Below are 21,622 nucleotides of genomic sequence, written 5' to 3'. Positions count from 1 at the left end.
CGAACCACAGACGAAAGGACCCACCATGTCCACCAAGCTGTTCACCCTGGAGGACCTCAAGCGCACCCTGCGGGAGGCCGCGGGGGTGGCCGAGGGCGTCGACCTGGACGGCGACATCCTCGACACCGAGTTCGAGGTGATCGGCTACGAGTCGCTCGCCCTGCTGGAGGCCGGTGGCCTCATCGAGCGCGAGTACGGCATCTCCCTGGACGAGGAGGCCGTCGGCGAGGCCAACACGCCGCGCTCCTTCATCGACGTCGTCAACGCGCAGCTCGCGCCGGCCCAGGCCGCCTGAAGGGGGACGTCCGACATGACCGACAACAGCACCGCGAAGGTCGCCCTCGTCACCGGTGCCACCAGCGGCATCGGCCTGGCCTCGGCCCGCCTGCTGGCCTCCACCGGCCACCGCGTCTTCATCGGCGCGCGCAACGCCGACAACGTCGCCGCCACCGTCAAGGACCTCCAGGCCGAGGGCCTGGAGGTGGACGGCACGGTCGTCGACGTGCGCGACACCGCCTCCGTCGACTCCTTCGTGCAGGCCGCCGTCGACCGCTTCGGCACCGTCGACGTGCTGGTCAACAACGCCGGCCGGTCCGGCGGCGGTGTGACCGCCGACCTCACCGACGAGCTGTGGGAGGACGTGGTGGAGACCAACCTCACCAGCGTCTTCAGGGTGACCCGGGCGGTCCTCAACACCGGCGGCATGCGGCACAAGGACCGCGGCCGCATCATCAACATCGCCTCCACGGCCGGCAAGCAGGGCGTCGTCCTCGGCGCGCCCTACTCGGCCTCCAAGCACGGCGTCGTGGGCTTCACCAAGGCCCTCGGCAACGAGCTGGCCCCCACCGGCATCACCGTCAACGCGGTCTGCCCGGGCTACGTCGAGACGCCGATGGCCCAGCGCGTGCGCCAGGGCTACGCGGCCGCCTACGACACCTCCGAGGACGCCATCCTCGAGAAGTTCCAGGCCAAGATCCCGCTCGGCCGCTACTCCACGCCCGAGGAGGTCGCGGGCCTCGTCGGCTACCTGGCCTCCGACACCGCCGCCTCCATCACCGCGCAGGCCCTCAACGTCTGCGGCGGCCTGGGCAACTTCTGACCTCCGCCCCACCGACACCCTCCGAGGAGAACCTCATGACGACGCGTGAGGTCGAGCACGAGATCACCATCGACGCCCCGGCCGCCGCGGTCTACGAGCTGCTCGCGGACGTGACCAACTGGCCGCGGATCTTCCCGCCCACCATCCACGTCGACCGGCTCGAGGAGCAGGGCGACGAGGAGCGCATCCGGATCTGGGCCACCGCCAACGGCGCCCCCAAGGACTGGACCTCGCGCCGGACCCTGGACGCCGCCGGGCTGACCATCACCTTCCGCCAGGAGATCCCGGCGCCGCCCGTCAAGCACATGGGCGGCACCTGGATCATCGAGCCGCTCGGCGAGGCCGCCTCCCGGGTGCGGCTGCTGCACGACTACAGCGCCATCGGCGACGACCCGCACGACCTGCTGTGGATCGAGCGGGCCGTGGACAAGAACAGCACCTCCGAGCTGGCGGCGCTCAAGGAGAACGTCGAGCGCGTGCACGCCGCCGACACCGAGGAGCTGACCTTCTCCTTCACCGACACCGTGCGGATCGACGGCAGCGCCAAGGACGTCTTCGACTTCATCAACGAGGCCGACCGGTGGGCCGAGCGGCTGCCGCACGTGGCCGTCGTGCGCCTCACCGAGGACACGCCGGGCCTGCAGGAGCTGGAGATGGACACCCGCGCCAAGGACGGCTCGGTGCACACCACCAAGTCGTACCGCGTCGTCTTCCCGCACCACAAGATCGCCTACAAGCAGGTCACGCTGCCGGCGCTGATGACCCTGCACACCGGCGAGTGGACGTTCACCGAGACCGAGGACGGCACCAGCGCCTCCTCCCAGCACACCGTCACCATCAACACCGACAACATCGCGCGCATCCTCGGCGCCGACGCCACCGTCGCCGACGCCCGCGCGTACGTGCACACGGCGCTGTCCACCAACAGCAGCGCCACGCTGGCCCACGCCAAGGCCTACGCCGAGCAGAAGAAGGCCTGACCGTGGCAGCGGACCGCCTTACGGCCGACGCGGTCGTCGTCGGGGCCGGTCCCGTCGGGCTGATGCTCGCCGGTGAACTGGCCCGCGCCGGCGTCGGCGTGGTCCTCCTGGAGAAGCGGCACGCCCCCGGCAACGAGTCACGGGCCTCCACGCTGCACGCCCGCACCATGGAGATCCTCGACAGCCGGGGGCTGCTGCCCGACTTCGCCACCCCGCCGGACGAGCCCCGCGGCCACTTCGGGGGCGTCCCCCTCGACCTCACCCTGCCCAGCACCCACCCGGGGCAGTGGAAGGTGCCGCAGACCAAGACCGAGGCGGTCCTGGAGGAATGGGCGCTGGCGCTGGGCGCCGAGCTGAGGTGCGGGCACGAACTCGTCGCCGTCGGCGAGGTGGGGGACTGGGTGGAGGCCGAGGCGACCGGCCGGGACGGCGTGCTGCGCCTGCGCTGCCGCTACCTGGTGGCCTGCGACGGCGAGGACAGCACCGTGCGCCGCCTGCTCGGCGCCGACTTCCCCGGCCAGGACGCCGGGCGGGAGCTGATCCGCGCCGACGTCGACGGCATAGAGATCCCCGGCCGGCGCTTCCAGCGCCTGGACCAGGGCCTCGCCATCGCCGCGCGCCGCCCCGACGGCGTGACCCGGGTGATGGTGCACGAGTTCGGCTCGTCCGCCCGCGAGCGCACCGCCGACGCCTCGTTCGAGGAGATCGTCACCGTCTGGAAGCGGGTCACCGGCGAGGACATCAGCGGCGGGACACCGCTGTGGGTCAACGCCTTCGGCGACGCCTCCCGCCAGCTCACCCACTACCGGCACGGCCGGATCCTGTTCGCGGGCGACGCCGCCCACCAGCAGATGCCGATCGGCGGGCAGGCCCTCAACCTCGGCATCCAGGACGCCTTCAACCTCGGCTGGAAGCTGGCCCTGCACCTGGGCGGCAAGGCCGGCGACGAGCTGCTGGACACCTACCACACCGAACGGCACGCGGTCGGCCGGCGGGTGCTGGCCAACATCCGGGCCCAGGCCCACATGCTGCTCGGCGACCGCAGCGTGGAGCCCCTGCGCACGGTGCTCAGCGAGCTGATCGCCCAGGAGGACGTGCGGGCCCACCTCGCGGGCATGATCAGCGGCCTGGACGTGCGCTACGACGTCGGCGGCCCCGCGCACCCGCTGCTCGGCGCCCGGATGCCGCACACCGTGCTGCACACCGGCCGCAGCCGGCTCCACCCCGCCCAGCTGCTGCGCACCGGCAAGGGCGTCCTGCTGGACCTGCGCGGCGGCGACCCGGCCGGGCCGCCCGACGGCTGGACGGACCGGGTGGGCGCGGTGGCGGCCCTCCCGGAGGACCCCGGCCCCCTGCACGGCGCCGACCGCGTGCTGCTGCGCCCGGACGGCCACGTCGCCTGGGTGGGCGAGGGCTCCCGCGAGGAGGGGCTGCGCACAGCCCTGAGCCGCTGGTTCGGCCCGCCCGCGGGCCGGTAGGCCGCCCCGGCCCCCTCCCCCCACCGCAAGCGCCAAGGACGATTCTGAAGAAAGGGAACACCATGGAAGGGACAGCGGTGGACACCGATGTCGTCGTCGTGGGCGCGGGGCCGACCGGCCTGATGCTCGCCGGGGAACTCGCCCTCGGCGGAGCACGCGTCGTCGTGGTCGAGAAGCTGACCGAACCCACCATGCAGTCGCGCGGCCTGGGCTTCACCGCCCGCACGATGGAGACGTTCGACCAGCGCGGACTGCTGCCCCGCTGGGGCGGCCTGGAGACCATGCCGGTCGGCCACTTCGGGGGCGTGCAGTTCGACTACTCCGTGCTCCCGGACTCCCACTTCGGCGCCCGCGGCGTGCTGCAGTGGAAGACCGAGGAGGTCCTGGAGAAGTGGGCCACCGAACTGGGCGCGGACATCCGGCGGGGCTGGGAGTTCGCCGAGCTGGCCGACGGCTTCCTGGACGGCGACGCCGTCGAGGTCGCCCTGGAGACCCCCGAGGGGCCGCGGCGGCTGCGCGCCTCGTACCTGGTGGGCTGCGACGGCTCGCGCAGCCGCATCCGCAAGGCGGCCGGCTTCGACTTCCCCGGCATCCCGGCCAGCCGCAAGATGTACGTCGCCGACGTCGTCGGCTGCGAACTGCGCCCGCGCTACCTCGGTGAGCGGCTGCCCAGGGGCATGGTCATGGTCGGCCCGCTGGGCGACGGCGTGAACCGGCTCATCGTCTGCCCGCACGGCACCCCGGCCAGCGACCGCGACGCGACCGTCCCGTTCGAGGAGGTCGCCGACGCCTGGGAGCACATCACCGGGGAGGACATCCACCACGGCAGCGCGAAGTGGGTCAGCTCCTTCACCGACGCCACCCGCCAGACCTCCCGGTACCGGCGCGGCCGGGTCTTCCTGGCCGGCGACGCCGCCCACATCCACCTCCCGGCCGGCGGGCAGGGGCTGAGCACCGGTGTGCAGGACGCGGTCAACCTCGGCTGGAAGCTGGCCCTGGTCACGCGCGGGGCGGCACCCGAGGCGCTGCTCGACAGCTACCACGCCGAGCGGCACCCGGTGGGCCGGCGGCTGCTGATGAACACCCGCGCCCAGGGCACCATCTTCCTCGGCGGCGAGCAGGCGGACCCGCTGCGCGAACTGTTCGCCGAACTGCTGCAGTACGAGGACGTCAAGAAGCACCTCTCGGGCGTCGTCAGCCACCTCGACATCCGCTACGACCTCGGGGAGCAGGAGGCCGACGGCCACCCGCTCGTGGGCCGCAGGATGCCGCCGCGGACGCTGGTGGGCGAGGACGGCGAACTTCGGATCGCCGAACTGCTGCACGCCGGGCGCGGGGTGCTGCTGGACCTGGCCGACGACGCCGGGGTGCGGGACGCGGCGGCCGGCTGGCAGGGCCGCGTGGACGTGGCGACCGTGACCGCCGCGGACGCCGCCGGCACCGAGGTGCTGGCCGGGGCGACGGCCGTCCTGGTCCGCCCCGACGGCTACGTGGCCTGGGCCGGCGCCCCGGCGGCCGCCGGTCTCGCCCCCGCCCTGGAACGCTGGTTCGGCCCGGCGGCCCGCTGACCCGCCTCCCCTCCGGCCGCCCGGCCTCCGGCGCACACCCCCCGTCGCACCGGACCGCCGGGCGGCCGGCCCCTTCCCCGGCGCGCGTCCCTCCCCCGCCCGGCCCCGCCCACCGGCGGGGCCGGGCGCACGGCCGAGTGCCCCGGCCGACGACCGAGGCCCCGGCCGCGCCCCTCACGGGGCGCGGCCGGGGCCTCGACGGATCCGGTGGGACGATCAGACCGGTACGGCCTCGACGACCGACACCGCGGCCGCCGTCTCCACGACGCGCTCCAGCCGGAAGCCGGCGCGGGCCAGGAGGTCGGCGTACTGGCCGGCCGTGCGCTCCCGGCCGCCGACCAACAGCATCAGCCACAGGTCGACCAGCTTGCCCGAGTGCGGCTGGTCGCCCTGCTCCGGCACGACCATCTCGACCAGCAGCAGCTTGCCGCCCGGCCGCACGGCCGCCCGCACGTTCCGCAGGATCCTCAGCGCCTCCTCCTCGGGCCAGTCGTGCACGATGTGCTTGAGGACGTAGGCGTCGGCGCCGGCGGGCACCGGGCCGAACATGTCACCGGCCACGGTCGTGCAGCGGTCCGCGATCCCCTGCCGGGCGAGGAACTCGGCCGCCCCGTTGGCCTCGACGCGCGGGTCGAACAGGATGCCGCGGGTCTGCGGCGCCTCGCGCAGGATGCCCGACAGCAGCCCGCCCTGCCCGCCGCAGAAGTCCAGCACGGTGCCGAAGGCGGAGAAGTCGTAGGCGGCGGCCACCGGGTCGGTCTCGGTGGCGGACATGTTGCCCATGCCGTTGATGAAGACCGCGCCGTACTCCGGGTTGCTCTCCAGGTACTCGAACGCGCTCATGCCGCGCAGCTTGGGCAGGCTGGGCTCGCCGGTGACCACCGTCTCCAGGAAGGCGCTCCAGTCCTCCCAGTGGGTCGGGTGCCCCATCAGCAGCGCGATGTCCCGCATCGTCATCGGGTGGTCGGCGCGCAGTGCCTCGCCCATCGGGGTCAGCCCGTACGTGCCGTCCGGGTGGCCTGCGAAGACGCCCTGACTGGCCAGCAGCCGCAGCACCCGGCCCAGGGCGTCCGGGTTCGCGCCGACGCGCCCGGCGAGCTCCTCCGGGGCGAGCGGGCCGTCCGCCAGCGCCTCGGCCACCCGCAGCTCGGCGGTCGCCCGCAGGGCCTGCGTGATCATCGAACCCATGATCAGTTCCAGCAGGGCGAAGGGCGGCGGCGCCATTTCCCTGACCTGCTTCTGGAGTTCCGCCCGCTGTTTTTCCAGGTCGCGGACCACTGAAGGGGGCGGCAGTTCGGGCATGCGATTCCTCCCGTGCAGTAAATGCTCGTTCCGTCCCAGCCGCCGAACGGGCAAGGGACCCGGCTGTCCACGGTAGGAATAATTTTCGGGACTCACTGGAGGGCCGCTCGAATTCCGATCGCGCCCGAATTAACTCTGTTTAAGTGCGGAAAATAAGCGGTCAAACACACCCGTCAGCTCCCCTATGGTGGCGCAGGTTTCGCATCCGGCTCTCCGAAAAATCGGGGGAAGCATGCAGCGAAGGAGAGACATGTCGAATTCACTCACCTCCTGGAAGAAGGTCCTGCCGGCGGCCGCCGCCGCGGCGCTGATGCTGACGGCCACGTCGGCCGCCGTCCCGGCCCAGGCGGGGGCGGAGGAGAAGCCCGCGGCCACGCTGACGGTCATCGCCTCCGGCCTGAAGAACCCCCGCGGCATCACCGCCCAGTCCGACGGCTCGGTGCTGGTGGCCGAGTCCGGCGAGGGCCTGCCGGGCTGCGCCGCGGGCACCCGGTGCCTGGGCGCCACCGGCGCCGTCGTCAAGGTGCCGTTCGGCGGCACCATGAGCCGTGTGGTGACCGGCCTGCCCTCCGTCGCCGTCGGCGCCGCCGACCCCACCACCGTCAACGCCAGCGGCCCGTCCCAGGCCGTGCGCAGCACCACCGCGGGCGGCGGCTACACCGTGCTGTCCGCCTTCGGCGGCCCCGGCACCCCCGAGCTGCGCTCCTCCCTCGGCGACTCCGCCAAGCCGCTGGGCACCGTCTACCGCACCGGCGACGGCAAGATCCTCGGCGACCTGGTCACCCACGAGGCCACCTTGAACCCCGACGGCGGGGACATCAACGGCAACCCGTGGCGGTTCGTGCAGGACGGCACGGGCTTCCTGGCCACCGACGCCGGCTCGAACGACGTGATCGCCGCTCCGGGCGACGGCACCACCTCCACCAAGTACCTGATGCCGAAGAACGGCACCGCCGAGTCGGTGCCCACCGGCATCGTCAAGAGCTCGGACGGCACGCTCTACATAGCCGACATGGGAGGCGGCCAGGTCGGCGGCTCGCGCATCTGGAAGGTGCCGCCGGGCCAGCAGCCGCAGGTCTTCGTCTCCGGGCTGACCAACATCGTGGACATCGCCTTCGACTGGAAGGGCGACCTGCTGGCCCTGTCCTACAGCTCCTCCTCGCTGGCCGGGGCTCCGACGCCGGGCTCGCTGTCCGAGATCGACCTGAGCACCAAGAAGGTCACCACCATCCCGACCGGCGACAGGCTGCGGCAGCCCTCCGGTCTCGGGGTCGACATCTTCGGCTGCGTGTACGTCACCAACCACTCCGTCGGCACGAACGGCCAGCTGGTGCGCGTCTGGTACTGAGGCCGGCCCGACACGGACCCACCGCGCCTCCCCCGAGGCCGCCCTTCCCCTCACGGCCCCGCCGGCTCCCCCCGCCGGCGGGGCCGCTGCCGTGCCCGGGCCTGCCCGGGACGCGGAGCACGAGGTGGTCGAGCGGTGGCCGGGCCTCCGGTGGGGAACCGCTCGGCCGCCGCTCGACGGCGACCGGAGAGGGACGGCTGCCGGCCGCACGGATCGGCATTCTGGCCGGGCATCCGCTTGCGCGGACCCATCCGACGTCCAAGGAGGCCGCCCGTGTCCGTACACGCCCACACTCCCGCCGCAGCAGGGCCCACCGGCGTGTGGCTGGTCGGTGCCCGGGGCTCGGTCGCCACGACGACCGTCGCCGGCTGCGCGGCCCTCGCGGGAGGGCTGCTCGCGCCCACCGGCCTGGTCACCGAGACGCCCGCGTTCGCCCACAGCGGTCTGCCCGAGCTGTCCTGCCTGGTCTTCGGCGGCCACGACACCAGCAGCAGCCCGCTGCCCAAACGGGCCGAGCAGCTCGCCGCACAGGGCGTGCTGCCGCACTGGCTGCCGGGCGCCGTGCACGCCGAACTGGCCGCCGCCGACAGCCGCATCCGCCCCGGCGGTCCGCTGGCCGGCGACGAGCGCGGCACCGAGGAACTGATCGACGCGTTCGCCACGGACCTGCGGGAGTTCACGCGCGCCACCGGCGCCGTCCGCACCGTCGTGGTGAACGTCGCCTCCACCGAGCCCGTCCCCGGCCCCGGCGAGTGGCCGGCCAGCTCCCTGTACGCGGCGGCCGCCCTGCGCACCGGCTGCTCCTACGTCAACTTCACCCCCTCGGCCGGACTGGGCCATCCGCGACTGGCGGACGAGGCCGCCCGCGCGGGGACGCCGTACGCGGGCCGGGACGGCAAGACCGGCCAGACCCTGCTGCGGGCGGTGCTGGCGCCGATGTTCCGCCAGCGGGCCCTTCACGTGCGGGCCTGGTCGGGCACGAACCTGCTCGGCGGCGGCGACGGGGCCGCGCTCGCCGACCCGGCGGCCGCCGCCGCGAAGAACGCCGGCAAGGAGCGGGTGCTGGTCGACAACCTGGGCATGCGGCCCGAGGGCGACGTGCACATCGACGACGTCCCCGCGCTCGGGGACTGGAAGACGGCGTGGGACCACGTCGCCTTCGAGGGCTTCCTCGGCACCCGCATGGTGCTGCAGACCATCTGGCAGGGCTGCGACTCCGCGCTCGCCGCGCCGCTCGTGCTGGACCTGGCGCGACTGCTGGCCCGCGCCCACGAGGCGGGCCTGTCCGGGCCCCGGCCCGAGCTCGGCTTCTACTTCAAGGACCCCGACGGCGACAGCACGTCCCTGGCCCAGCAGTACGCGGCCCTGCTGGCGTTCGCCGACCGGCTGGGGGAGCACCGGTGAGCCTCACCTCCACCGGCGTGGTCCGGCGGCTGCGGCCCCGCCCCGCCGCCACGGCGCGCACCGCCTCCACGGCCGTCACCGCCGGCCGCGCCGCCCGCCCGGCGGTCCCCGTCGCCGCCACCGCCCGGGCCTGGGCCGAACTGCTGCGGGCTCCCGCGGTGTTCACGGTGCCCGGCGACGCGCTGGCCGGCGCCGCGGCCGCCGGGGCGCGGCCCGGACGGACGACCGCCCTCGCGGTGGGCGCCTCGGTGTGCCTGTACGAGGCGGGCATGGCCCTCAACGACTGGGCGGACCACGAGGAGGACGCGGTGCAGCGCCCGCACCGCCCGCTGCCCTCGGGCCGCGTGCGGCCGCGTGCCGCGCTGGCGGCGGCGGGCACGCTGACGGCGGCGGGCCTGGCCCTGGCCGCCTGCGCCGGCCGGCGGACCCTGGCCGTCGCCGTACCGCTGGCGGCCACGGTGTGGGCGTACGACCTGAAGCTGAAGCACACCCCGGCCGGTCCCGCCGCGATGGCCGCCGCGCGCGGACTGGACCTGCTGATGGGGGCGGCCGCCACCGGCCGCCCGCTGCGCCCGGCGCTCGCCCCGGCGGCCACCCTGGCCGGCCACACCTGTGCCGTCACCCTGGTCTCCCGCCGCGAGACCGAGGGCGGCTCGCCGGCGGCCCCGCTCACGGCGCTCGCGGCCACCGCGGCCGTGACCGCGAGCCTGCTGCCCGCCGCGCACCGCCCGGCCGCGGACCGGCACGCCGTACGCACCGCCCTGGCGCTCGGCTACCTCTCCACGGCCGCCCCGCCGCTGGCGCACGCCGCCCTCAACCCCTCGCCCGTGCTCGTCCAGCGGGCGGTCGGCGCCGGGATCAGGGCCACCGTCTGTCTGCAGGCGGCGCTCGCGGCCCGGGCCGGGGCGCCCGTGTCCGGTCTGCTGACCGCGGCGCTGGCCCCGGTCGCGGCCCGGCTGGCGCGGAAGGTGAGCACCACATGAGCCGGCTGAACCTGGGCTACGGCACCAACGGGCTGACCGACCTGCGCCTGGACGACGCGCTCGCCCTGCTCGCCGACCTCGGCTACGACGGCGTCGGACTGACCCTCGACCACATGCACCTCGACCCGCTGGCGGCGGACCTGAGCGCGCGCACCGCCCGCCTCGCGCGCCGCCTGGACCGGCTCGGGCTGCAGGTCACGGTGGAGACCGGCGGCCGCTACGTCCTGGACTCGCGCCGCAAACACGCGCCCACCCTGCTGGACGAGGACGAGGACGCCCGCGGGATGCGCGTCCGGCTGCTGGTCCGCGCCCTGCGGGTCGCCGCCGACCTCGGCGCGCACGCCGTGCACTGCTTCAGCGGCGTGACACCGGCCGGGACCGATCCGGACACCGCCTGGAAGCGGCTGGCGAACGCCCTCGAACCGGTCCTCGACGTCGCGGAGGACACCGGGGTCCCGCTCGCGATCGAACCCGAGCCCGGTCACCTGCTGGGCGACCTGGCCGGCTTCCACCGGCTGCGGGCCGACCTCGGCGACCCGCCCCCGCTCGGCCTGACCCTCGACATCGGCCACTGCCAGTGCCTGGAGCCCCTGCCGCCCGCCGACTGCGTGCGCGAGGCCGCGCCCTGGCTTAGGCACGTGCAGATCGAGGACATGCGCCGCGGCGTCCACGAGCACCTGCCGTTCGGCGAGGGCGAGATCGACTTCCCGCCCGTCCTGGCCGCGCTGGCCGCCACCGGCTACCGGGGGCTGACCGTGGTCGAACTGCCCCGCCACTCGCACGCCGGACCCGAACTCGCCGCGCGATCCCTGCACTTCCTGCGAAACGGAGGCACCGGATGACCGCCGTCCACGCCGAGACGGACCCCGCCGTCCCCCCGCCCGCACCCGGCGCCGGACAGGAGGCGCGCGAATGGCTCGCCCGGTCCTGCGCCGCGGCCGCAGCCGGGGACCCGGGCTGGGAGCTGCTCTTCGCCCAGGCCGGCCGCCGCTGCCGCGCCCTCGGCGACGCCGCCCGGGTGGACCTGCTGGCCGCCGCCCGGCCCGACGCGGCCACCGTGACCCGGCTGTACCGGCAGGGCACGGCCGCCGAGCGCCGCGCCGTGCTGCTGGCCCTGCCGCGGCTGGACCTCGCGCCCGCGCACGGAGTGCCGCTGGTCGAGGACGCCCTGCGCACCAACGACACCGGCCTGCTGGCCGCCGCCGTCGGCCCCTACGCCGCCCGGCACCTGGACGCCCACGCCTGGCGGCACGCGGTGCTCAAGTGCCTGTTCACCGGCGTCCCGGTGAGCCGCGTGGGCGCCCTGGCCGAGCGGGCCCGCGGGGACGGGGAGCTGGCCCGGATGCTGCGCGCGTTCGCGGACGAACGCACCGCCGCCGCACGAGAGGTCCCCGAGGACCTGCACCACGCGCTCGCCCTGACCGAGGAGGAACGGTAATGCGCATCTTCGACCCGCACATCCACATGACGTCCCGGACCACCGACGACTACGAGGCCATGTACGCCGCGGGGGTCCGGGCGGTGGTGGAACCCGCGTTCTGGCTCGGCCAGCCCCGCACCTCGGTCGCCTCCTTCCTCGACTACTTCGACACGCTGCTCGGCTGGGAGCCCTTCCGCGCCGCCCAGTACGGCATCGCGCACCACTGCACGATCGCCCTCAACCCCAAGGAGGCCAACGACCCGCGCTGCCTGCCGGTCCTGGACGAGCTGCCCCGCTACCTGGTGAAGGACCAGGTCGTGGCGGTCGGGGAGATCGGCTACGACTCCATGACCCCGGCCGAGGACACCGCCCTGGCCGCACAGCTCCAGCTCGCCGCCGACCACGGCCTGCCCGCCCTGGTGCACACCCCGCACCGCGACAAGCTCGCCGGGCTCCACCGCACGCTGGACGTCGTACGGGAGTCCGCCCTGCCGGCCGGGCGGGTGCTGCTGGACCACCTCAACGAGACCACCGTCGCCGCGGCCCGGGAGGCCGGCTGCTGGCTCGGCTTCTCCGTCTACCCGGACACCAAGATGGACGAGCGGCGCATGGTCGCCGTGCTGAAGGAGTTCGGCCCCGAGCGGGTGCTGGTCAACTCGGCCGCCGACTGGGGCAGGAGCGATCCGCTGAAGACCCGCAAGGTCGGCGACGCCATGCTCGCCGCGGGGTTCACCGAGGACGAGGTGGACCTCGTGCTGTGGCGCAACCCGGTCGCCTTCTACTCCCTCAGCGGCCGCCTCGACCTCGACGTCGCCGCCACCGGCCCCACCCACGAGGGCAACTCGATCCTGCGCGGCGCCCCGGCGCACCCCGTGCCCGCCGGGCGGTGACCCGGTGCGCTTCAGCCACCCGGACGGCAGCGTCGTCCACCTCGCGTACTGCACCAACGTGCACCCCGCCGAGGACCTCGACGGGGTGCTCGCCCAGCTGGGCGCCCACTGCGCGCCCGTGCGCCGTCGCCTGGGCGTGGACCGGCTCGGCGTCGGCCTGTGGCTGGCCGCCGGCGCCGCCCGCACCCTGGACAGCGACCCGCGCGCCCTGCGCACCCTGCGCGACGAACTCGACCGCCACGGGCTGGAGGTCGTCACCCTCAACGGCTTCCCCTACGAGGGATTCGGCGCCGGCGAGGTCAAGTACCGCGTGTACCGGCCGGACTGGGCGGACCCGCGCCGGCTCGCCCACACCCTCGCGCTCGCCCGGATCCTGGCCGGCCTGCTGCCCGACGACGTCGCCGAGGGCACCGTCTCCACCCTGCCGCTGGCCTGGCGCACCGCCTACGACGACACCCGCGCCGACAAGGCCCGCGGCGCCCTGGTCACCCTGGCCGAACGCCTCGACGTCCTGGAGGAACTGACCGGCCGCTCCATCCGCGTCGGCCTGGAACCCGAGCCCGGCTGCGTCGTGGAGACCACCCACGACGCGATCGCCCCGCTCACCGCGATCGGCCACGACCGCATCGGCGTCTGCGTCGACACCTGCCACCTGGCCACCTCCTTCGAGGAGCCGGAGACCGCCCTGCCCGCGCTGACCGCGGCCGGCGTCGGCGTGGTCAAGGCCCAGGTGTCCGCGGCACTGCACGTCGAACACCCGGACCGCCCCGAGGCACGGACCGCCCTGGCCGCGTTCGCCGAGCCGCGCTTCCTGCACCAGACCCGCACCCGGACCGCCGCCGGCCTGCGCGGCACCGACGACCTCGCTCCCGCCCTGGCCGGCACCCGGCTGCCCACCGACAGCCCCTGGCGCTCCCACTTCCACGTGCCGCTGCACGCGGCGCCCACCCCGCCCCTGACCTCCACCCTGCCCGTGCTGCGCCGCGCGCTGTCCGTCCTGGTGGGCGGCGACCGGCCGCTGACCCGGCACCTGGAGGTGGAGACGTACACCTGGCAGGCGCTGCCGCCGGACGTGCGCCCCCGCGACGCCGACGGGCTCGCCGACGGCATCGCCGCCGAGCTGTCCCTCGCCCGCGACCTGCTGACCGACCACGGCCTGAAGGAACTGCCATGACCCGCCCCGAAGGGCCCGCACCCCTGCTCGTGCTGGACGTCGTCGGCCTGACTCCGAAGCTGCTCGCCCACATGCCGCACCTGGCCGCGCTGGGCGAGCGGGGCTCGAGCGCCCCGCTGGAGACCGTGCTGCCCGCGGTCACCTGCTCGGTGCAGGCCACCTTCCTCACCGGCCGCTCCCCCGCCGAGCACGGCATCGTCGGCAACGGCTGGTACTTCCGCGAACTCGGCGAGGTCCTGCTGTGGCGGCAGAGCCACCGGCTGATCGAGGGCGAACGCGTCTGGGACGCCGCCCGCCGCGCCCACCCCGGCTACACGGTCGCCAACATCTGCTGGTGGTACGCCATGGGCGCCGACACCGACTACACGGTCACCCCCCGCCCCGTCTACTACGCCGACGGCCGCAAGGAACCCGACTGCTACACCCGGCCCCCGGCCCTGCACGACGAGCTGACCGAACGCCTGGGCACCTTCCCGCTGTTCAGCTACTGGGGGCCGGGCGCGGGCCTGGCCTCCAGCCAGTGGATCATCGACGCCACCCGGTACGTGATGACCTCCCGCGACCCGCACCTGACGCTCGCCTACCTGCCGCACCTCGACTACGACCTGCAGCGCTTCGGTCCCGACGACCCGCGCTCCCTGAAGGCCGCCGCCGACCTGGACGCGGCGCTCGCCCCGCTCCTCGACGACGCCCGTGCGCAGGGCCGCACCGTCGTCGCGCTGTCCGAGTACGGCATCACCCGCGTGAACCGGCCCGTGGACATCAACCGCGCCCTGCGCCGCGCCGGCCTGCTGGAGGTCCACACCCAGGACGGCATGGAGTACCTCGACCCGACGGCCTCCCGCGCCTTCGCGGTCGCCGACCACCAGATCGCCCACGTCTACGTGCAGCGTCCCGAGGACCTCGACGCCGTCCGCGTCGCCCTCGACGGCCTGCCGGGCATCGGGCAGCTCCTCGACGACGAGGGCAAGAAGGCCCACCGCCTGGACCATCCGCGCTCCGGCGAGCTGGTCGCCGTCGCGGAGCCGGACGCCTGGTTCACGTACTACTACTGGCTCGACGACGACCGCGCCCCCGACTTCGCGCAGCTCGTCGAGATCCACCGCAAACCCGGCTACGACCCCGCCGAGCTGTTCCTCGACCCCGCCGACCCCTACGTCAGGGCCAGGGCGGCCACCGCCCTGGCCCGCAAGAAGCTCGGCATGCGCTACCGCATGGCGGTCGTGCCCCTGGACCCCTCACCCGTCCGTGGCAGCCACGGCCGCCTCCCGGCGAGCGACGACGACGGTCCGGTGGTGCTGTGCTCCGCCCCCGGCGCCCTGCCCGGCCGGCTGGCGGCCACCGAGGTCAAGCAGCTGCTGCTGGACCTCGCCGACGGGCGCGGCGACGCCCGCCGGGCGACCGCACCCGCGCGGGCCGCGTCCCGGGCCTGAGCCCGTTCCTCGTCCTCCGGCCGGAGTGTCCGGCGGCCGGAGGACGAGCAGGGCGTCCCGGCCCAGGAAGCGGGACGGCTTGCTGTGCGCACCATGGACCGGGTGACGTTCTTCCGGTGTCTGCGCGTACTCGGCCCGGTGCGACTTCGTGGACGGGACCCTGGAAGGGCTCCGTCACCGCCCGGGCCGAAGGGCTGATACGGACCGGCGGTAGCCCAGGCACCCGTGTGGTCCCTCACCGCTGCGGCTCAGAGGATGCTTCGTCGTTCTTCCGGAGCGAACCGCCCGACCCCCGGCCGAGACCCTTGCTGTAACTGTTATCGTTGCAGCAAGGGGGTGGAAGATGTGAGCGCGAACAGCAGAATGACGGTCGCCGTCCATGTGCTGACCTGGATGGCCCTGGTACACGGCCGCGGACGCGACGTGGTCACCTCGGACCAGATCGCCACGAGCGTGGCCACCAACCCGGTCGTGATCCGGCGCAGTCTCGCCGATCTGCGGAAGGCGGGACTGGTGACGGTCCGACACGGCGCGGGGGCCGGCTGGACGCTGGCCCGCGCCCCGGAGTCCATCGCGCTGCTCGACGTCTTTCGCGCGGTGCACGACGAGCCGCTGTTCGCCCTGCACCGCGGCGAACCGAACCGGGCGTGCCCCGTCGGCCACGGCATCCAGCCCGCGCTGCGCCACGTCTACGCCGACGCGGAGGAGGCCGTCCGGCGGGAGTTCGCGGGGGTTTCGATCGCGGACGTCCTGCGAGAAACCTTGACCGCCCGCTCCGCCTGAACCCCCGAACCGGGCCGGTCGGCCCACCCTGTGCACAGTTGTAACAGGACCTGTTTCATTGACTTGGGTCACCAGGGGCCGCCGGACGGTCCGTGATCCGACGTACGGAGGTGGAACGCCATGCGGGCGATCGAGTACCGGCGCCACGGCGGCTACGAGGAACTGCAGCTCGTGGACCGTCCGGCCGAATCGGCCACCGGCGGCCGGGCGTCGGTCCAGCTGTCCTACGCCGAGGTGAGCCCGGCCGACGACACCATCAGGGCGGGCCGGATGGACCCCTCCCTGCACCAGAAGCCGCCCCATGTACCTGGCGGCGGTGCGGTGGGGCGCATCACCGACCCCGGGGCGACCGGCCTGGCGCAGGGGGCGCGCGTCGTGGTCTGCGGCGGAGGGCTCGGCTGGCGCACCGACGGCACCTGGCGCGAGCAACTGACCGCGGACGCCGACCAGCTGATACCGGTCCCCGACGGGGTGAGCGACGAGGCCGCCTGCGCGCTGTTCGCCGGTGCCGGATACAGCACCGCCTACCTCGTTCTGACCAGGCTCGCCGGGCTGAAGGCCGGCGGTACCGTCCTGGCGCCGGGCATCGGCGGCTCCGTCGGCATGGGCACCGTGGAGGTGGCCCGCGAACTCGGCGCGTCCCTGACCGTCTCCACCGCGAGCCGCACCGACAAAGCCGAAGCCGCCCGCGCCGCCGGCCACCAGCACGTCATCGACCTGTCCTGCGAGTCCCTGACCGACGGCGTCGCGCGCATCACCGGCGGCAGGGGCGTGGACGTCGTGGTCGACGGCGTCGCCGGTCCACTGCTCGGCCCCTGCATCGCCTCCCTCGCGCACGGCGGTGTCTACGTCGGTGTCGGATACTCCGGCGGCGCCGAAGGCACGGTGAACGTCACCGACCTGATGTGGAAGAACGCCACCGCCTACGGCTACACGTTCACGATGACCCCGCCGGACGTCGCCCGCGCCGCCCGCGTGACCCTGCTGGAATGGCTGGACGCGGGCCGCATCTCCCCCGCCGTCGCCCGCGTGTTCCCGCTGGAACAGGCGGCCGAAGCGCAGCGTCATCTGGTCGAGGAGCGTCCCTTCGGCCGCGTCCTGCTCACCATGGCCCGTTGAACCGGGCCGAAACGAGGGTAACCACGACATGCAGCCTCGCAAGGCCTCCACGGCCGACATACCAGAACTGATCCGGCTGCGCGCCGTCGCGCTGGAGAGCCTGGGTACCGATCCCGGACCGACCGGCGCGCCGTGGCGGCGGATCGCCCGCGACTGGTTCGACGAACGCATCAACCGCCGCGACGATTGCGTCTGCCTCGTCGTCGGCGGCGGCCCCGGCGACCCCATCCTCGCCTGCGGCATGGCCTGGATCACCTACCACTTGCCCGGACCGTGCCAGCCCGACGGGCGCCGCGGCTACCTCGACGGCATCGTGACCGACCCCCCTGCCCGTGGCCGTGGCCACGCACGCCACATCGTGGACGAACTGGTCGGCTGGCTCCACGGGGCAGGCATCCACTACATCCAACTGCACGCCAGTGAGGCCGGGAAACCGGTCTACGAAGCCGCGGGCTTCGTCACCGGCCGCTACCCGGGCATGGACCTGATCACGGCACCGTCCGCCGGGTGACCCCTGACGGGCCCCGCACAGCGCACGTGCAAGCCGCGGTCCGGACCCTGTGCGGTGAACTGCTCCGGACCGTGCCGTGGCACGCCCAAGGCGGTCGCGGCCCTCAGCGCCGCAGCCTTGGGCGTGTCCCCCTCGGGGGAACCGTGCTGCTGCCCGCGCCGCAGGTCCCGCGGGCGGCAGCTTCCCGGCCCACGCCCGTGGGAAGGCCGTGCTGTTCGCCCGGTCATCGAGGCGGCCGCTCCACGACGACCCCGACCGCCGACAGGGCGGACGGAACCAGGCCGGAGCCGCCGCGGTTCGACCCGCTCCCCATCCGGGCTCCGGGCCCGGTCTAGGGGGCGCGCCGAACATCGGATGCGTCCGGTTTCCGGCTGTGGCCGGAAGACTCGTCAGAGGGGTCCCTGCCCGTGAAAAAGATCGCCTCGTCGGCTGCGCTGTCCGGGCGGGCCGAGCGGATCGCCCAGCGCACCCGCCCCGACAACTGGAAGAAACCGCCGCGCCGCATCGAGAAGTCCGAGTGCATCACCTGTGACACCTGCCTGCGCAGCTGCCCCGAGGAGTTCGGGGCCATCTTCGACCGCGGCCTGGACGTCGTGATCATCCCCGAGCTGTGCTCGGGCTGCCCCTCGTGCGTCCTGGAGTGCCCCGTCGACTGCATCTACGTCGACGAGGACTGGACACCGACCGACGAGACGATGTGGAACCACATCGAACTGACCGCCGGGGACACGAAATGAGCGGGCTGTCCGAACGCGGCGAGTCGCGCCGCCAGATCAACGCGCGCAAGCGGATCAGCCGCCGCCCCAGCCGCCTCGGCATTCCCGCGGGCACCGTCAAGCCGGACCGCGAGTTCGACCCCGAGGCGGGGTTCCCGGGCCTGCTGAAGCGGACCTGGCGGCGCGCCGAGGAGGAAGAGGGCCTGCGCCCCTTCGTCGAGGTGCTGCTGACCCTCGACGGCCATGTGCCCGCCGACGTCCAGCTGCGCGCGCTCACCGCCGCCGAGGAGGCCGCGCTGCACGCGCTGTGCGGCCTGACCTGGCGCACGCCGGACGCGGCCGGGGACGCCCCCGGCGAGCGGCCGGACGGCGACGAGACCGTCTTCCTCGGCGAGATCGGCCTGACCACCTCCGGCCGGATCGTGCTGAGCGTGCCCTCCCAGGGGCCGCTGAAGAAGGACGGCCTGGTCGGCGGCGTGCGCCGGGTGCCCTGGACGGACCGCGCCCTGCGCGCCTACGGGGAGCGGATGCGCGCCGCCGCGGCCCGTCTGGAGGAGACCGCGGCCGACTGCCGGCGCTGGCTCGACGAGCAGGGCCCCGAGGGCCGCGACGAGCTGCTGGCGCAGGCCAGGGAGGCGGCGCTGCGCAACGCGCCGTTCGTGCTCTACCAGCAGGAGCGGCAGTACACCAACTTCCGTGAGGCCAACAACCTCACCGGCAAGACGCTGTGGCCCGGCCACCCGGACTGCGTGCTCAGCAGCCTGCGCGGCCTGCCGCTCGAACTGTGGTCGGACCACGACGTCCAGCTGATCGTCTGCCTGACCCTCCTCATCCGCTCGGCCGGCTTCGGCCGCGTCGAGGAGGCCAACAACACCCAGCTGACCGTCGACCACGTCGCCCACATGCTGGAGCGGATCAGGCAGGGCTACAACGGCGTCCCCGGCGGCACTCCGGTCCCGCCCGCCGCCGCGCCCACCGTCGCGGCCCTGAACGACCTCGCCGTGGCCCTGCGCGCCCGCCGCGCCGAGGCCGGACGCGGCGCCCAGCTGTACCGCGAGATCCACGGCGCGCTCATGCACAAGATCGAACGCGTGGCGCAGGCCCCCGGCGAGCGGGCCCGGGCCCGCGAGGACGCGATGGTCGCCCGTCTCACCGAGCGGCTGCCGCTGTCCGGCGCCACCCTGCACGAGCTGGGCGAGGACCTCGCCGCCGATCCCGGCTGGCTGGCCGGCCCGGCCGGCGGCTTCGGCACCGGCCTGGAGCACCTCGTGCACGAGACGGTGGCCGCGGTCACCGAGGTGTTCGAGGCCGACTTCACGATGAGCCGCGGCATGCGGTCGCTGCCCGACCTGATCGAGGCGCTGCGCGAGGAGCGCTGGCCGGAGATCTGCGACTGGGACATCACCCGCTTCTTCTGCTGCGTCGTCCCGAGCCCGTCGGCCGCACGGCACTACGGCGGCTCCGCGGCCGGCCTCGCCGACGCCGCCTGGGCGATGTCCTCGCGCATGCAGTACAACTCCTGGCACTTCATCGCGGGCAACCTGCCCCGCACCGACGAGGTGGCCGCCCGCGACCACTTCGTGCCGCCGACGATCCCGGACGTCGCGTTCTACTCCGACCAGCACCACCACGGCCACGTCAACAACAAGGTGCGGTTCTCCATCCGCTCCCCGCAGGCCGTCGAGGTGGGCGGGCGGGTCTTCGACGGCTTCATCGACCTGCGGCTGCTGCGCTGCGCGGGCACCCCCTTCGACGAGCAGGACCTGCTCGCCGTGCACCGGGTCTCCGCGCTGGTGGCCCGGGCCACGGGCCTGGCCGCCGCCCTGGCCGCGGCCGGCACGCCGCTCGAGGTCACCGCGTTCGACTCGCCCTGGCACTGGTCGGCCATCGCGGGCGGCGATCCCGCGGCGGCCGCCCCCGAGGCCGGACCGGTCCGCCGTGCGTCCTGACGCGCACGGCGGGCCCCGCCCCGTTCCGCTCCCCGAGCGCCGCTGAAGGACAGGAGAGCTGCGATGACCGCGCGCGGCATCAGCCACATCAAGGACCTCCTCTCCCGGGGGGAGATCACCGTCGTCGAACACGTCCGTTCCGTCCTGAGCGCCATCCGCGAGCGGGACACGTCGGGCGCCTACGTCGCGGTCGCGGGCGAGGAGGCCCTGCGGGCCGCCGAGCAGGCCGACGCCCGCATCCGCGAACGCGGCCGCGAGGCCTGGTGGGACCAGCCGCTGCTGGGCGTCACGGTCTCCGTCAAGGACCTGCTGCAGACCCGCGACCTGCCCACCACCCGCGGCTCGCTGCTGCCCAACGACCGCCCCCGCGAGGACGCCCCCGCGGTGGCCCGGCTGCGCGCGGCCGGCGCCGTCGTCGTCGGCAAGACCACCACCTCCGAGTTCGGCTGGAGCGCCTCCACCGTCGGCCGCGTCGCCCCGCCGACCCGCAACCCCTACGACCCCCGGCTGACCGCCGGCGGCTCCTCCGGCGGCGCCGGCGCCGCGGTCGCCGCCGGACTGTGCGAGGGGGCGCTCGGCACCGACGGGTCCGGTTCCATCCGGATCCCGGCCGCGTTCTGCGGCGTCGTCGGCTACAAGCCGTCGTACGGCAGGGTGCCCTACTGGCCCAACGGCGCCGACCGCCTCGCCCACCAGGGGCCGCTCGCCGCGAGCGTCGCCGACGCCGGGCTGCTCGGCCAGGTCATCGCGGGCCCCCACCCCACCGACCCCGACTCCGGGCTCGGCTCCCTGGACTCCCCGCGCGACCTGCGCGCCCTCAGGATCGGCTGGATCGAGTACGAGGGCACCGACCCGGAGATCCGCCGGGTCACCGAGCAGGGCAAGGAGCTGCTCGTCGCCGAGGGGCACCGGGTCGAGGACGTCGAGGTGCGCTGCCAGAACCTCTACCCGGCCGTCGTCGACATCCTCGCCGCCACCGAGGCGGCCGGCACCCCGCCCGAGCACGAGGCGTTCTGCGACCCCGGACGCCTGGAGATCGTCCGCCACGGGCGCACCCTCAGCGGGGTGCGGGTCATCCAGGCCGAGGAGGTGCGACAGAACCTGCGCGCCACCCTGCGCTCGGTCATGGACCGCTACGACCTGCTCGCCATGGCGACCGTGCCGGTCGAGCCGTTCGAGGCCGACGCCATCGGCCCCGACTGGGCGTCCGACCCGCGCGACCTGATGTGGCTGGCCTGGGCGCCCGCCTCCTACCCGTACAACATGACCGGGCAGCCGGCCGTGTCCCTGCCCGCCGGGCTGACCCGCTCCGGGCTCCCGGCCGGTCTGCAGCTCGTCGGCCCGGTCGGCGCCGACGACCTCGTCCTGACGGTGGCCCGCCGCCTGGAGGCGATGCTGGCGCCGCTGCCGCACCCGCCCGCGACCGGCCCCATCCCCGTCACCACCGGCGAAAGGACGTTCTGAA

20 protein-coding genes are annotated in these 21,622 nt (G+C 74.3%); 19 read left to right on the top strand and 1 reads right to left on the bottom strand.

What is annotated here, in order from left to right; translation table 11 throughout:
* The first annotated feature begins 25 nt into the window (after window positions 1-25).
* From ACZ4V6_RS32900 to ACZ4V6_RS32880, 5 genes are all read left to right on the top strand, one after another.
* On the top strand, window positions 26-295 hold the full coding sequence (locus ACZ4V6_RS32900; RefSeq protein WP_467834441.1) for an acyl carrier protein: 270 nt from the start codon (window positions 26-28) through the stop codon (window positions 293-295).
* A 15-nt stretch (window positions 296-310) separates the two neighbouring features.
* Window positions 311-1,099: a 3-oxoacyl-ACP reductase FabG gene (gene fabG, locus ACZ4V6_RS32895; RefSeq protein ID WP_467834440.1), complete on the top strand. Its 789-nt coding sequence runs from the start codon at window positions 311-313 to the stop codon at window positions 1,097-1,099.
* Window positions 1,100-1,134: 35 nt separating this feature from the next.
* Entirely contained in the window at window positions 1,135-2,079 is a 945-nt protein-coding gene (locus tag ACZ4V6_RS32890) for an aromatase/cyclase (protein ID WP_467834438.1), read from the top strand.
* A 2-nt stretch (window positions 2,080-2,081) separates the two neighbouring features.
* On the top strand, window positions 2,082-3,557 hold the full coding sequence (locus tag ACZ4V6_RS32885; protein ID WP_467834436.1) for an FAD-dependent oxidoreductase: 1,476 nt from the start codon (window positions 2,082-2,084) through the stop codon (window positions 3,555-3,557).
* A 62-nt stretch (window positions 3,558-3,619) separates the two neighbouring features.
* Entirely contained in the window at window positions 3,620-5,125 is a 1,506-nt protein-coding gene (locus tag ACZ4V6_RS32880) for an FAD-dependent monooxygenase (RefSeq protein ID WP_467834435.1), read from the top strand.
* A gap of 216 nt (window positions 5,126-5,341) precedes the next feature.
* Here the strand turns inward: ACZ4V6_RS32880 and ACZ4V6_RS32875 are convergent, their stop codons facing one another.
* Window positions 5,342-6,427, bottom strand: a complete 1,086-nt coding sequence (locus ACZ4V6_RS32875; protein ID WP_467834433.1) for a methyltransferase — start codon at window positions 6,425-6,427, stop codon at window positions 5,342-5,344.
* A gap of 250 nt (window positions 6,428-6,677) precedes the next feature.
* On the opposite strand from ACZ4V6_RS32875, the gene ACZ4V6_RS32870 reads away from it, so the two are divergent.
* The 14 genes from ACZ4V6_RS32870 (at window position 6,678) to ACZ4V6_RS32805 (ending at window position 21,621) form a co-directional block, all read left to right on the top strand.
* On the top strand, window positions 6,678-7,775 hold the full coding sequence (locus tag ACZ4V6_RS32870; RefSeq protein WP_467834432.1) for a ScyD/ScyE family protein: 1,098 nt from the start codon (window positions 6,678-6,680) through the stop codon (window positions 7,773-7,775).
* A 273-nt stretch (window positions 7,776-8,048) separates the two neighbouring features.
* Window positions 8,049-9,179, top strand: a complete 1,131-nt coding sequence (locus ACZ4V6_RS32865; RefSeq protein WP_467834431.1) for an inositol-3-phosphate synthase — start codon at window positions 8,049-8,051, stop codon at window positions 9,177-9,179.
* 140 nt (window positions 9,180-9,319) lie between these two features.
* A complete protein-coding gene (locus ACZ4V6_RS32860; protein ID WP_467834480.1) occupies window positions 9,320-10,162 on the top strand; it encodes an SCO3242 family prenyltransferase in 843 nt (280 codons plus the stop codon).
* Entirely contained in the window at window positions 10,159-11,004 is an 846-nt protein-coding gene (locus ACZ4V6_RS32855) for a sugar phosphate isomerase/epimerase family protein (protein ID WP_467834429.1), read from the top strand. The genes ACZ4V6_RS32860 and ACZ4V6_RS32855 overlap by 4 nt, the downstream gene beginning before the upstream one ends.
* Window positions 11,001-11,600, top strand: a complete 600-nt coding sequence (locus ACZ4V6_RS32850; RefSeq protein ID WP_467834427.1) for an EboA domain-containing protein — start codon at window positions 11,001-11,003, stop codon at window positions 11,598-11,600. Before ACZ4V6_RS32855 ends, ACZ4V6_RS32850 begins: the two co-directional genes overlap by 4 nt.
* Window positions 11,600-12,472: a TatD family hydrolase gene (locus tag ACZ4V6_RS32845; RefSeq protein WP_467834425.1), complete on the top strand. Its 873-nt coding sequence runs from the start codon at window positions 11,600-11,602 to the stop codon at window positions 12,470-12,472. The genes ACZ4V6_RS32850 and ACZ4V6_RS32845 overlap by 1 nt, the downstream gene beginning before the upstream one ends.
* A gap of 4 nt (window positions 12,473-12,476) precedes the next feature.
* A complete protein-coding gene (gene eboE / locus ACZ4V6_RS32840) occupies window positions 12,477-13,646 on the top strand; it encodes a metabolite traffic protein EboE (RefSeq protein ID WP_467834423.1) in 1,170 nt (389 codons plus the stop codon).
* Window positions 13,643-15,079, top strand: coding sequence for a nucleotide pyrophosphatase/phosphodiesterase family protein (locus ACZ4V6_RS32835; RefSeq protein WP_467834421.1), 1,437 nt, complete (start codon window positions 13,643-13,645; stop codon window positions 15,077-15,079). Before eboE ends, ACZ4V6_RS32835 begins: the two co-directional genes overlap by 4 nt.
* A gap of 345 nt (window positions 15,080-15,424) precedes the next feature.
* Complete coding sequence (locus ACZ4V6_RS32830) at window positions 15,425-15,862, top strand: Rrf2 family transcriptional regulator (RefSeq protein WP_467834419.1); 438 nt, start codon at window positions 15,425-15,427, stop codon at window positions 15,860-15,862.
* A 120-nt stretch (window positions 15,863-15,982) separates the two neighbouring features.
* Window positions 15,983-16,981, top strand: coding sequence for a quinone oxidoreductase family protein (locus ACZ4V6_RS32825; protein ID WP_467834417.1), 999 nt, complete (start codon window positions 15,983-15,985; stop codon window positions 16,979-16,981).
* Between the two features lie 28 nt (window positions 16,982-17,009).
* Window positions 17,010-17,492 (top strand): GNAT family N-acetyltransferase, encoded by a 483-nt coding sequence (locus tag ACZ4V6_RS32820; RefSeq protein WP_467834416.1) that lies wholly within the window; start codon window positions 17,010-17,012, stop codon window positions 17,490-17,492.
* Window positions 17,493-17,899: 407 nt separating this feature from the next.
* Window positions 17,900-18,229, top strand: a complete 330-nt coding sequence (locus ACZ4V6_RS32815; RefSeq protein ID WP_467834414.1) for a 4Fe-4S dicluster-binding protein — start codon at window positions 17,900-17,902, stop codon at window positions 18,227-18,229.
* The gene (locus tag ACZ4V6_RS32810) at window positions 18,226-20,157 is read left to right on the top strand and encodes a hypothetical protein (protein ID WP_467834412.1); all 1,932 of its coding nucleotides are present in this window, start codon (window positions 18,226-18,228) and stop codon (window positions 20,155-20,157) included. Before ACZ4V6_RS32815 ends, ACZ4V6_RS32810 begins: the two co-directional genes overlap by 4 nt.
* A 63-nt stretch (window positions 20,158-20,220) precedes the next feature.
* Window positions 20,221-21,621, top strand: a complete 1,401-nt coding sequence (locus tag ACZ4V6_RS32805) for an amidase (RefSeq protein WP_467834411.1) — start codon at window positions 20,221-20,223, stop codon at window positions 21,619-21,621.
* Window position 21,622 lies beyond the last annotated feature (1 nt).

It is taken from the genome of Streptomyces sp. NPDC029152, assembly GCF_055564355.1.
The sequence above is the reverse complement of the archived record's forward strand: the minus strand, read 5'-3'. Positions and strand labels throughout refer to the sequence as shown.

Bases quoted from the DNA above. Each gene is read 5' to 3' on its own strand.
- ACZ4V6_RS32900 (WP_467834441.1), top strand. From the start codon at position 26: ATGTCCACCAAGCTGTTCACCCTGGAGGACCTCAAGCGCACCCTGCGG.
- fabG (WP_467834440.1), top strand. From the start codon at position 311: ATGACCGACAACAGCACCGCGAAGGTCGCCCTCGTCACCGGTGCCACC.
- ACZ4V6_RS32890 (WP_467834438.1), top strand. From the start codon at position 1,135: ATGACGACGCGTGAGGTCGAGCACGAGATCACCATCGACGCCCCGGCC.
- ACZ4V6_RS32880 (WP_467834435.1), top strand. From the start codon at position 3,620: ATGGAAGGGACAGCGGTGGACACCGATGTCGTCGTCGTGGGCGCGGGG.
- ACZ4V6_RS32875 (WP_467834433.1), bottom strand. From the start codon at position 6,427: ATGCCCGAACTGCCGCCCCCTTCAGTGGTCCGCGACCTGGAAAAACAG.
- ACZ4V6_RS32870 (WP_467834432.1), top strand. From the start codon at position 6,678: ATGTCGAATTCACTCACCTCCTGGAAGAAGGTCCTGCCGGCGGCCGCC.
- ACZ4V6_RS32855 (WP_467834429.1), top strand. From the start codon at position 10,159: ATGAGCCGGCTGAACCTGGGCTACGGCACCAACGGGCTGACCGACCTG.
- ACZ4V6_RS32850 (WP_467834427.1), top strand. From the start codon at position 11,001: ATGACCGCCGTCCACGCCGAGACGGACCCCGCCGTCCCCCCGCCCGCA.
- ACZ4V6_RS32845 (WP_467834425.1), top strand. From the start codon at position 11,600: ATGCGCATCTTCGACCCGCACATCCACATGACGTCCCGGACCACCGAC.
- ACZ4V6_RS32835 (WP_467834421.1), top strand. From the start codon at position 13,643: ATGACCCGCCCCGAAGGGCCCGCACCCCTGCTCGTGCTGGACGTCGTC.
- ACZ4V6_RS32825 (WP_467834417.1), top strand. From the start codon at position 15,983: ATGCGGGCGATCGAGTACCGGCGCCACGGCGGCTACGAGGAACTGCAG.
- ACZ4V6_RS32820 (WP_467834416.1), top strand. From the start codon at position 17,010: ATGCAGCCTCGCAAGGCCTCCACGGCCGACATACCAGAACTGATCCGG.
- ACZ4V6_RS32810 (WP_467834412.1), top strand. From the start codon at position 18,226: ATGAGCGGGCTGTCCGAACGCGGCGAGTCGCGCCGCCAGATCAACGCG.
- ACZ4V6_RS32805 (WP_467834411.1), top strand. From the start codon at position 20,221: ATGACCGCGCGCGGCATCAGCCACATCAAGGACCTCCTCTCCCGGGGG.